Annotated in this window: 11 protein-coding genes and 1 pseudogene; 2 read left to right on the top strand and 10 right to left on the bottom strand. The window is 49.1% G+C overall.

The window, feature by feature from the left end:
• Window positions 1-6 precede the first annotated feature (6 nt).
• The 6 genes and pseudogenes from IX84_RS12820 to IX84_RS12795 form a co-directional block, all read right to left on the bottom strand.
• Entirely contained in the window at window positions 7-1251 is a 1245-nt protein-coding gene (locus IX84_RS12820; protein ID WP_052515835.1) for a transposase, read from the bottom strand.
• Window positions 1252-1337: 86 nt separating this feature from the next.
• Window positions 1338-1670: an HTH domain-containing protein gene (locus tag IX84_RS30975; protein ID WP_052515982.1), complete on the bottom strand. Its 333-nt coding sequence runs from the start codon at window positions 1668-1670 to the stop codon at window positions 1338-1340.
• A gap of 29 nt (window positions 1671-1699) precedes the next feature.
• Window positions 1700-3001, bottom strand: coding sequence for an HlyD family efflux transporter periplasmic adaptor subunit (locus IX84_RS12810; RefSeq protein ID WP_081968737.1), 1302 nt, complete (start codon window positions 2999-3001; stop codon window positions 1700-1702).
• A 20-nt stretch (window positions 3002-3021) separates the two neighbouring features.
• A pseudogene (locus IX84_RS34585) lies at window positions 3022-5219 on the bottom strand (peptidase domain-containing ABC transporter).
• 264 nt (window positions 5220-5483) lie between these two features.
• Entirely contained in the window at window positions 5484-6989 is a 1506-nt protein-coding gene (locus IX84_RS12800) for an ATP-binding protein (RefSeq protein ID WP_044221159.1), read from the bottom strand.
• A gap of 166 nt (window positions 6990-7155) precedes the next feature.
• Window positions 7156-8661, bottom strand: coding sequence for an ATP-binding protein (locus tag IX84_RS12795; RefSeq protein WP_044221156.1), 1506 nt, complete (start codon window positions 8659-8661; stop codon window positions 7156-7158).
• Here IX84_RS12795 and IX84_RS32920 point away from each other — a divergent pair.
• Together IX84_RS32920 and IX84_RS12790 are read left to right on the top strand one after the other, a co-directional pair.
• Window positions 8648-8839: a hypothetical protein gene (locus tag IX84_RS32920; protein ID WP_152605032.1), complete on the top strand. Its 192-nt coding sequence runs from the start codon at window positions 8648-8650 to the stop codon at window positions 8837-8839. The two genes, IX84_RS12795 and IX84_RS32920, sit on opposite strands and share 14 nt — an antisense overlap.
• A gap of 157 nt (window positions 8840-8996) precedes the next feature.
• Window positions 8997-10670, top strand: a complete 1674-nt coding sequence (locus IX84_RS12790; protein WP_044221153.1) for a DUF885 domain-containing protein — start codon at window positions 8997-8999, stop codon at window positions 10668-10670.
• 306 nt (window positions 10671-10976) lie between these two features.
• Here IX84_RS12790 and IX84_RS12785 read toward each other — a convergent pair whose 3' ends face one another.
• From IX84_RS12785 to IX84_RS33930, 4 genes are all read right to left on the bottom strand, one after another.
• A complete protein-coding gene (locus tag IX84_RS12785; RefSeq protein WP_052515981.1) occupies window positions 10977-11174 on the bottom strand; it encodes a hypothetical protein in 198 nt (65 codons plus the stop codon).
• A 461-nt stretch (window positions 11175-11635) separates the two neighbouring features.
• Window positions 11636-11770, bottom strand: coding sequence for a PIN domain-containing protein (locus tag IX84_RS34580; RefSeq protein ID WP_394333433.1), 135 nt, complete (start codon window positions 11768-11770; stop codon window positions 11636-11638).
• Between the two features lie 90 nt (window positions 11771-11860).
• Entirely contained in the window at window positions 11861-13255 is a 1395-nt protein-coding gene (locus tag IX84_RS12780) for a hypothetical protein (RefSeq protein ID WP_044221148.1), read from the bottom strand.
• The gene (locus IX84_RS33930) at window positions 13203-13541 is read right to left on the bottom strand and encodes a DUF6364 family protein (protein ID WP_202965247.1); all 339 of its coding nucleotides are present in this window, start codon (window positions 13539-13541) and stop codon (window positions 13203-13205) included. Before IX84_RS33930 ends, IX84_RS12780 begins: the two co-directional genes overlap by 53 nt.
• Between the last annotated feature and the right edge of the window lie 105 nt (window positions 13542-13646).

Raw genomic sequence — 13646 nt, 5'->3', positions numbered from 1 at the left:
AATTTTTTAAGCGGCAATCTTGCCGAAATTCAATAGCCTTTGCAAGGCAGATTTATTTTTTTCCAGTTCTGGGTCGATTTCGAAGTTGGATAAAAATAAATCCAGTATCAGTTCATTGAAATACGAGGTCTTTACGTTAGCTAAAGAAAATCCATTTCTTAGTTCTACATCCTGGTCCAGGTAGTGGGCGGCCTTGGCTACTCCAACCGCCGTCAAGGAGGTGTTGAAATGGAAATGCATCTTCTTTTCATCTCTGGATTGACAGTGAGTCAAACCAGTGTATTGCTTGGCATCTCTGAATAAGAACTCAATCTGGTAACGAGCCTTATAATAAGCGTAGATCAACTGGCCATCCAGTTCCAGATCCGTTGAAAAGTATACGGCATACCGGCCTGTAGGCTGACCTTCGTCAAGGAACTCAACATAGGCTAAATTGACCTTTCTTTTCAAACGGACTGCCCAACAGATCAATCCCCATATTTTCACCTCCTGATCTTCGTGGAGCAGTTGGAATTGGTCTTTGTCAATTTTCTTCAGCTTGATTTTACCGTTATACTTCTTGGGCCGGCCACGCCCTTTTTCTCTGGGACCGGCGTAGAGATATTTCAAATCAGCGTCTTTACGAAATTTAGAAACAACTTCTAGATCGGTCTGCTTGCAAACCGGGCCGATAAAGGAAATCTTTGAGAAATAGCCATCTACGACCACATACTTAGATACCTGGCGAAGCTGCTCTTTCCTTTCGATGATCAACTGGGCATAGTGATCTACCAGGGATTGTCCTTTTTCTTTGAGTTCTTTTTGACCAGGCGTCTGGATAGCTTCCAATGGCATAGCCGTATGATCATCTATGCCGACTACGCCCAAACCACCTATTTCAAGGCCTTTGACGGATTTACCCAAACAACCACTCCAGAATTTGTCAAGCTGTGGGGTGTGCTTCCCACTTTTGGGAAGATAACTTGGGTCAAAGGCGATAATCCGGTGAGCACCTAAATGTTCTTTACTTAACTCAATATTGAATTGGAGAAAATCGAATGACTTTTCAAATTGGAGTCGGTAGGTCTTTTCACAGTAAGTGCCATATCGCTCCATGCCTTTGAACGTGTATCGACCTCGTAGAGATAAATACAGTACAATGATCGAAATGATAAAATTTCGTCTCGGCTTGTTTAAGCCATCAATTTTGCTTAGTATCGTTTCCACAAGAGCCTGGCTCTTGCTGGAAGCATCATTAGTAGATAGTCGCATATCACTAAAATGATGCTTCCTTTCGTTTTATCCAAATGCTTCAAAAAATTACCGAACTATTGGGGTTTTCAGCATCCCCCTTTCAATCATACCATAAAACTACGCCCATCCACTGCAGCATACATGCAGTGAAGAAAATAATTCAAATTTTTCCCTCCTTTTATTCCTCCTTTGCCTTGATTATTAATCAGGGCTGTAAAGTGAAATTCCACATCCTGCGTATAAAAGTAAGAGCGGCGCTTCCGGCAATATTCAATTGAGGCACCGAGTTCGCGGAGGTCGTCTAATAACTGATATATTGTCCTTTCGCAAACTTGTAGACGCTGTGATAACTCCTCGGCATTACCAGTCCCTTTTCTTCTAACCAGATGGTGTAAACGGTCTAATTTCCAGAGGCGTTCTTGAAAAGTCATTTTCATATTGACAGGTTTTTTATAGATTAATCATTCTAATTTTTCACTAAATCAAGGAATTGCTCGAACACACGTTCCAGTATCCTCCGGTCTTCCGTAATCACTACCGCCTGCCCTGTTAGACGTGCTGTAGCAGGGAGCGTGATGCCATAATTCGTCCGAAGGGCATCCTGCAAGTTTGCCTTGGCTCCGTATGCCCAACTGCCATCCTCTTGGCTTTGGGGAGCTTCGTCTATTGAAGTAATCTGAGCGGTGAGTTGCCCAAACTCTGCTTCCGGGTAAGCATCCAGGCTAATTCGTACCGGAGCACCGACATCAATTTTCCCAATGCCGGCTGCAGGCAGGAATAAGTTGAAAGTAATGGTTTCTTCTGAATAGCCTTCAGGCACAACAGTGCCCAGATGGGCACCTGCCTGAACTACTGCCCGCGGCTGCACATCCGGCTGTAGCTCTAGTTGCCCACTGACTGCGCTGCGCAATAGATTTTGGGCTTGCCATTCTTCCAGGCTGCCTATGAGCTGTTTCCTCGTTTGCTCAAGGGTCCGTTGCAGTGTATTCCGGCTTTGAAGAAATTCATCCTTTAAGTTAGCAAGCTGTGTGATGAGCTGCTGAATTTGCACCTCATTTTGCAGGAGGGTGACCTCAAGGGCTTTCAATTGCCGCTCGTATTGTAAGACTTGTACTCGCTGCTGCTCCCACTCGTAGGTACTTCGTACACCCTCTCGATGTAAAGCATCCGTGCGCTCCATTTCACTTTGCACTAAGGCTCGCTCTTCTTCAAACACTGCTTTTTGTGCCCGGTAAGCGCTGCTCAACTCATGCAGTGACCGTATTTCCTGCTCTATAGCATGCTGCCGTTCCTGAAAAATAGACCGCTGCCGGAAATTATTCCAATCTTTTGCTGCCTGCCCATAACTAGCCCAGGCGTTCTGTAGACTCCCCAATTCCAGCGGTGCGTCCAAAGAGGGCAACTCTGCAGGCACTTCGCGTAGCCCTCTAAGTAATTGTTCGACATGCTTCCAGTTCGCTGCACTTTCGAGTATAATGATGGGCATATCCTTAGACACCCTTGCTCTATCCTTATATAGTATAGTATCAATACGTCCAGAGCCTAACGAGCGTAGTTCGTGCGGTGGGCGATGCTGTTCCAATACAGCAGCAGCCGGCAATTCATCTGGATATCGGATCAGCCAACTAAGCAATAAACCTATACTGATTACCAACCCAATAGCTGAAATCCCAAAGTGCATAATCCATCCTGGAGGATGGCCAAGCATTTCCTGTAAATCATCCTGTGGGGCAGCTGCTCTTATCTCTATTCCATTTGGTGAAGGCATGGTATAATTCTTTTTCTGGGTTAATTGCCGAGCTCCAATTGGTTTTTCACAAGGGTGTAGTAAGCTCCACCTTTTGTGACTAAACTATCATGACAACCTTCTTCTACAATCTTGCCCTGATCAATCACCACGATTTTGTCTGCGTGCCGGACCGTGCTTAATCGGTGAGCTACAACCACTACTGTCCTTCCCTGGAAAAACTGGTTGAGCTGTTCCATAATGACACGCTCGTTATTGGCATCGAGGGCATTAGTTGCCTCATCGAAAAAAAGGAACTCTGGGTCTTTATAGACCGCACGCCCAATGAGCAATCGCTGCCGCTGCCCCTGGCTGATACCATTGCCTCTGGCACCGATAATGGTATTGTAACCTAATGGCAGCTGCTCTATATAATCACGGATGTTGGCAACATGTACCGAGTGTTGAAGCTTCCCAATATCGTAGTTGCCAAAGTACCCCTTTTCGCTTTCCGCAATATTATTGGCTATGTTATCCGAGAAGATATAGCCATCCTGCATCACCACACCACATTGCCGCCTCCAAACGCTCGGTCGTATACGCTCGAGGTGGGCTGATCCAATACTTATATTGCCTTTCTCCGGTTGGTAAAATCCTAGCAGCAACTTGAGCAAAGTCGTCTTCCCGCTCCCGCTTACACCTACTATTGCCGTCACCTTCCCTCGAGGTATAGTGAGGTTAATATCTGCCAGCGTCCAGTCATGGAGCTGGTTATAACGAAAATAAACTCCATTGAGCGCCAAGTCACCTTTAGGAATCAAAGTGGACTTGTCATTATCCTCGGCGTCTTCAGGAGATTGGTTTTGAATCTCCCCCAATCGCTCCAGGCTAATCCTCGCATCCTGGGCACTACGTACAAAGCCTACCAGTTGGGTGAGCGGTGCATTGAGCTGCCCTAATATGTATTGAATCGCCAACATCATACCCAGCGTAATCTGTCCATCTATAACTGATTTTGCAGCCATGAATGTGATTACAATATCTTTGAGCTGGCTAATAAAAGTGGCGCCACCATCCTGGTATTGTGTGATAGCCAGTGACTTGATCTGAACCTTGAAAAGCTTGGCTTGAATTTCAGCCCACCGCCAGCGCCGCTTGGCCTGACTATCTTGCAGTTTTATTTCCTGCATACCCTGTACCAACTCGATAAGGGTATCTTGATTGTCAGACATTTGCTGAAAAGCACGGTAATCAATCTCCCGCCTTCTCCTAAGAAAGAATGCAATCCAAATCATATACAAGGCTGCGGCAACTGCAAAAATTAAAAAATGGTGACCGAGTAATAAAGCAGTACAAAACTGAAAATGACTAGATTAAAAACGGAGAAAATAACAGATAAAGCCGATTGTGTCAGAAAAACCTCGATCCGCCGATGGTCACCTATGCGCTGCAGCAAGTCGCCCGTCATTTTGGTATCAAAAAAACCGATGGGAAGCCTCATAAGACGAGAAAGAAAATCGTTGATGAGGCTGATATTGATACGAGTGCCAATGTGGAGCAGTATCCAGTTTTGTATGAACCTTACCGCAGTTTGGCTTATAAATAAGACCAAGTGCCCGATGAGTATCAAATATATAAACCCTATATTCTGGTTTTGTATACCGATATCTACGACTGACTGCGTCAGAAAGGGAAATACTAAAGAAAACAGCGAGCCCAACAACAGTCCGATCACAAGTTGAGAGAGCAGCCCGCGATGGGGTTTTAAATATTGCAGGAGATAAGCGAATCCTAAAGGCTTACTCTGGTCCTCTTCTTCCTGATAAAAGTGGCCTCCCGGCGATAGCAACAAGCATACCCCCTTCTGCCCATCAGATAACCAACCTGCCCTAAATTCTTGCGCTGGGAGCCTGAATTTACCGGCTCCTGGATCTGCGACCCATACATGTTTTTTATTGGCTTTGTAAACTACTAAAAAGTGGTTTTGCTTCCAATGAGCAATTACCGGAAGTGGAGCCACTAAAAGTGAGGGGGCTTCTCCCTGCGCAGAAAAGGGAATCTTGACTGCCATAGGTTGAAAACCAATTCTTTCGGCAGCTTCACTAATACCTTTAAGGCTTACCCCTTCACGATCGATATAAGAGATATCTCTAAGATATTGAAGGGTATAAGACTTGCCATAATGTTTTGCGATCATGCGCAGACAGCTTGGACCGCAGTCCATAGCATCAAGTTGCTTGTAAAATGGGAATGATTTCATTGAGGTATACAGATTAAGGCAGCCTACAGCTTGCCATTTGGCGCAAGGTTAAAGGAATCAAAAGCGGGCTGATAACACTATCAGAACGCACAGCAAAAACCAAATTAAGTTTTGAAACAGCAATGGGAACCGGGGGGGGGTTTCATAGAGCTCTATATTTAAGAATCAAAAAATAAAAATATACAATTCCACCAAATATAAGCCAATATTTTTAAACCTGCAATGTTGACCGAGAAAATTAACACTTCCTGAAAGCGCACATCGCTAAACGCCCTCCACCCCCCAATCCACAATCCCCTTCTGCTCCGTGGAAAAACTGACGCCCACGCCAATCTTCTCCTTCGGGCTGTCCGCGTAGGCCGACAGGTAGCCTTTCTCCCGGATTTGCTGCAGGGCTTCCGCCACCGGCCGGTCGAGCTTGAACTCGAAGGCGTAAAGGTAATCGGCGGTTTCCACAAGGGCATCGCAGCGGCCGCGGGCCGTGTGGACTTCAGAGCGGGTGTAAGCCCCCAAGAGGCTGAAGGTAAGGTGGATGAGCGCGTGGTAAAAGTGTTCATTCTCTTTTTGCCAGTGCTCGTAGGGGATTTCGGCGAAAGCCGCATTGAGGATGTCCACCACAGCCTCTAAATCTCGGTGGCGCAATGCTTGCAGGATATTAACGACCCTGGGCAGCGCACCCTGCGGCGGATAGTCCATGTATTCGCTCATGAGGAGCTGTTCCAAAGAGGAGCGCACTTCACGGTTTGGGTAATCAAGGGTATAGATGAGCAGCTCAGGGTCGTAGTGGCGGATGGTCAGATAGCCGGTCTGAAACAGTACGCTGATAGGGTTTAAGCGTGCATAATCAAAATTGACCAGGTCATTAATGGCCGTCTGAAAGCCAGACATATTAAAGAAACGGTGCTTGCGCATTTCCCCCACCAGAAACGTCGGTGTGCCCGTCTCAAACCAGTAGTTCTGGTACTGCCCGCTCTGCAAAAAACGCAGGATGGAAAACGGGTTGTACAGGCGCTCCTCCCCGCCCCAGCTGTAGCCGTTGTACCACTCGCGCACCTTGCTGCGGTCGTGGGCCTGCATAGAGGCCTCAAAAACCGTGTCCAGCTCTTCCTGGGTGATACCCAGCAAGGTGTAGCCCTGAGGGGAAAGGGTAATGTTGGACAGGTTGTTCAGGTCCGAAAAAATACTCACTTTGCTGAAGGCGGACACCCCGGTCAGGAACAAAAACTCGATATAGGGGTCAGCATCTTTGAGCACCGAGTAAAAATTCTTCAGGACATCCCGGTTCGCTTCTGCTTGCGGCGTGTCGTCCAGATAATCAATGATCGGTTTATCGTACTCGTCTATGAGCAGAACAACCTTCTGCGATCGCCCCACCTCGTACAGCAACTCTGAAAAACTGCTTTTCAGGGTATCTTCAGACAGGCTTACCCCCAGCTCCTTCGCGACACGATGGACCTCGGCCAACAGCGCTGCCTCCAACCCTTTCGTTTTGTAATCTATTTGGGCAAACTTCAGCCAGATGACTGGCCGGGGCGCTGCCTGCCAATCCCAGTGCGCATGTATCCATAAATCCCGGAACAGTGCTTCCTGACCGGTATACAACTCGTACAATGTAGACAGCAGAAGCGACTTGCCGAAGCGGCGCGGCCGGGACAGAAAAAAATAATTCCCATGCCCCATCAGGTCGTAAATCTGCCGGGTCTTGTCCACGTACACATATCCCTCTTCGCGGATTTTGCGGAAGCTTTGTATGCCAATGGGGTACTTCATAGGGGCAAGATACAGCCTTTTGGAGCGGATACGCAAGGGGCGGCGGTCATAAGTGCGCCAAAGTCACCTCTTTTCACAGAGCGCCCGTCTGCTTTTTCTGGCACTTTATAATCACAAAATGAGTGCGCTGGCCCAATACTTTGTCTAACTTATCTCAATCTGAAGCTTAATCCACCTCCACCCCCCAATCCACAATCCCCTTCTGCTCCGTGGAAAAACTGACGCCCACGCCAATCTTCTCCTTCGGGCTGTCCGCGTAGGCCGATAGATAGCCTTTCTCCCTGATTTGCCGCAGGGCTTCCGCCACCGGCCGATCGAGCTTGAACTCGAAGGCGTAGAGGTAATCGGCAGTTTCTACAAGGGCATCGCAGCGGCCGCGGGCGGTGTGGACTTCGGAGCGGACATACACGCCCAGCAACCGGAAAATCAAATGAATGAGGGCATGGTAAAAGTGCTCATTCTCTTTTTGCCAGTGCTCGTAGGGGATTTCGGCGAAAGCCGCATTGAGGATGTCAATGGCTGATGGCAAGTCTTTCTGCTGCAAAGCACGCCTCAAATGGACAATCCGGGGCAGCGGGCTCTCCGATGGATGCCCCAGATAAGTAGCCAACAGCACCTGCTCCAAAGAAAAACGGACTTCTTTATTGGGGTAATCCAATGTGTACAGGTAGTCCTCTGGCTCGTAGTGACGGATCGTCAGGTACCCAGTCTGAAACAGTACACTGACAGGGTTGAGGTGACGGTAATCGAAGTTGCTGAGGTCGCTTACTGCTGCTTCTATCCCTGAGACCTCGTAGAACTGCTTGTCGCGCATTTCTTTGACCAGAAACGTCGGTGTGCCCGTCTCAAACCAGTAGTTCTGGTACTGCCCGCTCTGCAAAAAACGCAGGATGGAAAACGGGTTGTACAGGCGCTCCTCCCCGCCCCAGCTGTAGCCGTTGTACCACTCGCGCACTTTGTCGCGGTCGTGGGCCTGCATGGGAGTTTCAAAAACCGTGTCCAGCTCTTCCTGTGTGATGCCCAGCAAGGTGTAGCCCTGAGGGGAAAGGGTAATGTTGGACAGGTTGTTCAGGTCCGAAAAAATACTCACTTTGCTGAAGGCGGACACCCCGGTCAGGAACAGAAACTCAATGTAAGGGTCAGCATCTTTGAGCACCGAGTAAAAATTCTTCAGGACATCCCGGTTCGCTTCTGCTTGCGGCGTGTCGTCCAGATAATCAATGATCGGTTTATCGTACTCGTCTATGAGCAGAACAACCTTCTGCGATCGCCCCACCTCGTACAGCAACTCTGAAAAACTGCTTTTCAGGGTATCTTCAGACAGGCTTACCCCCAGCTCCTTCGCGACACGATGGACCTCGGCCAACAGCGCTGCCTCCAACCCTTTCGTTTTGTAATCTATTTGGGCAAACTTCAGCCAGATGACTGGCCGGGGCGCTGCCTGCCAATCCCAGTGCGCATGTATCCATAAATCCCGGAACAGTGTTTCCTGACCGGTATACAACTCGTACAATGTAGACAGCAGAAGCGACTTGCCGAAGCGGCGCGGCCGGGACAGAAAAAAATAATTCCCATGCCCCATCAGGTCGTAAATCTGCCGGGTCTTGTCCACGTACACATATCCCTCTTCGCGGATTTTGCGGAAGCTTTGTATGCCAATGGGGTACTTCATAGGGGCAAGATACAGCCTTTTGGAGTGGATTCGCAAGGGTCGGCGGTCAGAAGTGCGCCAAAGTCGCCTCTTGTGGACAGCGCTTTCCCAAATCCTGGATTTAACGCTGAAGAATACGACGATCTGCCCGGCCGCTTATGAGGTGGTGAAGCGGTTGCGGGAGGCGCTGCCGGTATAGTCTTTAAGGCTTCTTAATTCAAAAGGAAAAGGTAAAATGCCCCTGCATCGAATAAAGCCCTGTTCATCTTGAGGCACAACAGCCATTGCCCTCTTGTTTTCCAGCCTTGTAGCCTCCTTCCTGTTTATGCGTTTTCGTATATTTCTACAAAAAACGAATGAATACATCCCGTTTCCTGTCCATATTGATATTATCTTTTTTGCTCTTTCCCACCCTGCCGGGCAGTGCGTATACCAGCAAATCCACTCCGGCGAGCTATGCGGCGCTTAAAAGTTTATTCCAGGAATGGCGTGCTTTTGAAACGCCTCCTTTACGCGAAGGGGCGCCAGATTATACCGCTCAGACCTTCAAAGCCCGCCGGCCTGCTTTTGAGCAGCTACAGGAAGCGCTTTTGGCTATGGATACCAGTGAGTGGACGGTTCCACAGCGGGTGGACTGGGCGCTGGTTTGGGCAGAAATGAATGGCTATGATTTCAATGATCGCATCCTGCGCCCCTGGGCAAGAGACCCTGCATTTTATAAATCACTCTGGACCTACAGGTCTGATGTGCCTGCCCACGAAGGGCCAACGCATCATCGCACGACTGAGATATGGACATACGCGTTTCCGCTGAGCACTTCAGAAAGAGCCCGGCTTATTAAGGACCTCAAAGTCATCCCTCCTCTTAATAAACAAGCTCAGCTCAACCTGACGGGTAATGCCCGTGATCTCTGGATAGCCGGAATACGGGATATCCGCACCCAAAGCAGCGACCTGAAAGCGATCATTCAACAACCGGGCGTGGAAGGTGACGAGGAGTTGATGGAAACCATAGAAGCTGCCATCGCCTCCACAGATGAGCTCGTCCGTTGGCTGGAGGCTGAAGCCGGCAATAAGACTGGCCCTTCAGGAATCGGAAAAGACAACTATACCTGGTACCTGCAAAATGTTCATCTGGTACCCATGACCTGGGAGGACGAGGTAATGCTCATGAAACGGGAACTTGCCCGGGCCTGGTCCGCACTAAAGCTGGAGGAGCATCGCAATCGTGACCTTCCGGAACTGACAGCGGCTAACAGCCCCGAAGCTTACGCCGAGCTGGCAGAGCGGTCTGCGAAAAGTTTACTCTACTTTTTAGAACAGGATCAGATGGTAACGGTCAAAGCATATTTTGAACCTGCACTCCGCGAACACCTCGGGGCGTACATCCCGGAGGAAGACCGGCACTTCTTCTGGATTACGGCGCACTATGATCCACGTCCCCTTTATTCCCACTTTTACCACTGGTTTGAACTGGCCCGTATGGATAATGAGCCTCATCCCAATGAGATTCGACGTGAGGCCCTACTGTATAACATCTTTGATTCACGCAGTGAAGGTGTCGCTACGGCTGTGGAGGAAATGTTCCTGCAGGCCGGACTGTACGATGATGACCCCAGAGTAAGGGAAATTGTGTACATCCTGATTGCCCAGCGTGCTGCCCGGGGCCTGGGTTCCCTCTATGCACACGCCAATGAAATGACGATGGAGGAAGCAGGGAAGATTCATTCTGAGTACACCCCAAGAGGCTGGATGAAAACGGAAAAAGAGTTGTTGATCTTTGAGCAGCACCTGTACCTGCGCCAACCAGGTTATGGGACCAGTTACATTACGGGAAAATACCTGGTCGAAGCAGCATTGGCAGACTTTGCCCGTTTGCAGGAACCTGAGGCTGACGGTTTTGTACCTATGGATTTCTTTGACCGGCTCAATGCGATGGGCAACATACCTATTGCGCTTGGGCATTGGGAGCTCACTGGAGAACCAGCAGTTTATCACAACACGAAGGAGGCAGGCTCGAAATCAGATTAAAAATTCGAGTTATACTGATGATTAAGTGGTTTGCCACAGCAAACCTACTCAATGCTTGCCCGTGTCTCGCCGCCTTTAGGCTTTGACCACCTTAAAGGCAGGAGGGTCAGCATCTACGCTGGGAAGTGGTTTGCTTCGATGTCGCAAACCACTTCGTATTGCGTATAAATAAGTTTATTCGGAGCCTTCAGGTTAGCCAATTGGAATGCTACCTGAAAGTCATCCCCATCTTCGTACGCCTGTAGCAGCCCTTATTGTTTTGGTTTTATAGTCCAAACTACTAAGTTGTTGGACTATAGCAAAGTATTACTTCTGCAAATACTGCCCTGCGGTCATAACCGGAATAGCGGAAGTTTTAAAATCCCTCAAATTTCTTGTAATAATGACATCTGATTCGTTTTCCAACGCTGTATAGTATTGTAATCCATCCTCAAAATCGCTGAAGGCATCATCATTCAAGGACAATTCTAAAATCTTATCATCGAGTGCAAGTACTTCAACCAATACCTTGAACCTTGTTAAAATTGCTCTAGCAGCCTGTCGGAGAGGCGCTCAATGGTCTGCGAACGGCAAATATTATTCTGCACTTCGTTGCTCATCAGTCACGTAGCTCAGGCTATGTTCCTTCTTCGCGCCTTGTTCAGAACAATATTTGCTCGCTCTCGCCGCATCAGCACATCTCCGACAGGCTGCTAGCTTCTTCTTTTGACTTCAGCTTTGATAAAATGTAATTTGCATTGGCAAAACTTATAGTCCAACAACTTAAGATTTGTGAAATTATGGCGCAGCTATTTTTTCAGCTCGCAAGGCGAAAAACGTAGGCGATGCCTACACGAAGCGTGGGGTAAGGGGCCCCACGGTGAAGTCGGCGAGGCCTTTTAACGCAGCTAGGTGGAAAAAGAGCAAGTTCTTGAATCCCGACATTCATCGTCGGGGTCAGAAATCACAAATTTTGGGTTGGCGGACTATAAAGAAGATACACACAATTTTATTTCTTTTCGATCGGCTAAAGAAAAGAGCTTAGCGGCATCTTGATAAAACGGTGCTCTTTGCCCTAACAGATCAAGTACAATATTCGTGTCAATGAATATCTTCTTCATCTATACTTCTCCATTAAGTAATCTGCGTATTCACTGCGATGGTCAAACCCATCCGGTATCTCAACCACTAGGGTGTGTAATCTGAGGGCTTTAGCCTTCACCGCTTTTGAGCTCCTTTTCCATCCTCTTTCGCAAGCCGAAGCGGTTATGGCAGACGTTTTCTTTTTGCCACTGCCGCAGCTGCGGCCCAGTGACGTTTTTCATGGCCTGCTGGATAAATTGCAGGGTGATTGGCTGATTGTAAAGAGCGATGGAAAGCACATCGGCGCTGATCGCTTTCATGCCCCCCTTGTTTTTGTAGCGCCCAAAGATGCTCTCTATAATGTCTGAGCAGCAGAGTACTTGTCGGCCCTCCTCATACCAGCTTGCATAGCTTGCAAAGTAGGTGTCCATCCCATCGATAAAAGCGTTGGCCTGGCGGGTCATGACGTGTTGCGTAATGCGGTAGCCATTGACTTGCGCACGCCACTCTGCGTAGCTGTCCGCGCTTAGCCCGCGGCTTTTGAGCACGCTGGCCGTCAGGGCGAGCAGGCTGTAAAACTGGCTTAGCCGGAGGCGGAGCCAGACGCCCCGGCAAAACGAGAGCCTGGCTCGCATGGAGGCCGGGAGCATCGGCCAATAGCTGTCGATACGGCCCATCCAGCCTACCAAAGTAAAGATACGGAGGAAACGGTCTTTGTCCCGCAGGCTGGGCGGCAAGATAAACGACCAGTCTGTCAGCGCCAGCTGCTGGCGCAGCGTGCCTACCTGTGCGTACAGGCGGCTCAGTGCCACATCGTCCTTGAACAGCGCTTTTGCCAGGTTCATCATCACATGGCTGCAGTCGCTGACCCAAGGCAAGCCCAAAGACCTCAATGCCGCCAGCAAATTGGCCCCCTGGTCGCAGACCACGTAGCTTAGGCTGGCTCCAGGGCGCAGGCGCATATTACGCTGGATGAAATCTGCTACTGCCGCACCCGTCCAGGACTGTTGGACTTCCATGCCCAGTACGCTGACATCTTCTATTCGCAAGGGGCGCTGCTGGGCGGCAGCATCGGCTTTGACGCCCAGCAGCAACAGCAGCTGCTCCTTGCCGACCTCAATGCTAGCGTCCAGTATCCCCACATATTCGCCCTTCAGGCCGTGCGTCAGCCCAAGCGCGTGCAGCCCGCAGCGCTGCACCCAGTTGCTGGCCGTCTTCCAGCTCGGGGCGGAATAGTGCCAGCCCATCAGCTCGGCGTAAAAGCCTGCCGTGGCTGCAGCACAGCGCAGTGACCCGCCGTGCAAGATAATATAGACAGCCAGAGCCATCATCTGCGCCGGGTAAACACAATTAAACACGGGTTGGGGGGCTGTAATGGCTTGTAGCTCCCGGACTTGGGCCTGGAGCTTTGCTATCATCGCATCGCGGTGGCGGACCTGGTCCTTAAGCCGGCGGCGCTGACGCGTATTTTTATGGATGCGGCGATGTAACCGAAAAATCGTAGCTTTGAGTCGTGCCCGCATGGATGTCGTTTTTTGTTTCACACCCTAAAGCTACGGAAGTGCGGGCACTTCTAAGTTGCATAAAAAACGACGGGCTGGAAAGGGGCCAGATTACACACCCTATCTCAACCACTCCACTTAAAGACTTTACCAATGGCGTGATTTCGATATCCTTTGGTTTATTGTCAATTAATGCGCTTAAGTAGGCCTCTATAAGCCTTGACAGGCTAACTTGATGTTGTTTGGCGTAAACCTTAGCTTTTTCAATCACCCTTTCATCGAGACTAAGCGTCAGTTTTTTGTCCATTGATTTAATTGTTTTACGTGTAAAAATAAGTCGTATACACGTGAAAATCAAGCCTAGTGCCTCAAGTCATAGATCTCTGATACTTAAGTTGAAGTTATTTTTCGT

The organism is Phaeodactylibacter xiamenensis, assembly GCF_000759025.1.
In the GTDB taxonomy this organism is placed as follows: domain Bacteria; phylum Bacteroidota; class Bacteroidia; order Chitinophagales; family Saprospiraceae; genus Phaeodactylibacter; species Phaeodactylibacter xiamenensis.
The sequence above is the reverse complement of the archived record's forward strand: the minus strand, read 5'-3'. Positions and strand labels throughout refer to the sequence as shown.

Coding starts and splice junctions, on each gene's coding strand:
- IX84_RS12780 (WP_044221148.1), bottom strand. CDS start 13,255: ATGCGGGCACGACTCAAAGCTACGATTTTTCGGTTACATCGCCGCATC.
- IX84_RS33930 (WP_202965247.1), bottom strand. CDS start 13,541: ATGGACAAAAAACTGACGCTTAGTCTCGATGAAAGGGTGATTGAAAAA.
- IX84_RS12790 (WP_044221153.1), top strand. CDS start 8,997: ATGAATACATCCCGTTTCCTGTCCATATTGATATTATCTTTTTTGCTC.
- IX84_RS34580 (WP_394333433.1), bottom strand. CDS start 11,770: ATGAAGAAGATATTCATTGACACGAATATTGTACTTGATCTGTTAGGG.
- IX84_RS30975 (WP_052515982.1), bottom strand. CDS start 1,670: ATGAAAATGACTTTTCAAGAACGCCTCTGGAAATTAGACCGTTTACAC.
- IX84_RS12800 (WP_044221159.1), bottom strand. CDS start 6,989: ATGAAGTACCCCATTGGCATACAAAGCTTCCGCAAAATCCGCGAAGAG.
- IX84_RS32920 (WP_152605032.1), top strand. CDS start 8,648: ATGGGGTACTTCATAGGGGCAAGATACAGCCTTTTGGAGTGGATTCGC.
- IX84_RS12820 (WP_052515835.1), bottom strand. CDS start 1,251: ATGCGACTATCTACTAATGATGCTTCCAGCAAGAGCCAGGCTCTTGTG.
- IX84_RS12810 (WP_081968737.1), bottom strand. CDS start 3,001: ATGCCTTCACCAAATGGAATAGAGATAAGAGCAGCTGCCCCACAGGAT.
- IX84_RS12795 (WP_044221156.1), bottom strand. CDS start 8,661: ATGAAGTACCCCATTGGCATACAAAGCTTCCGCAAAATCCGCGAAGAG.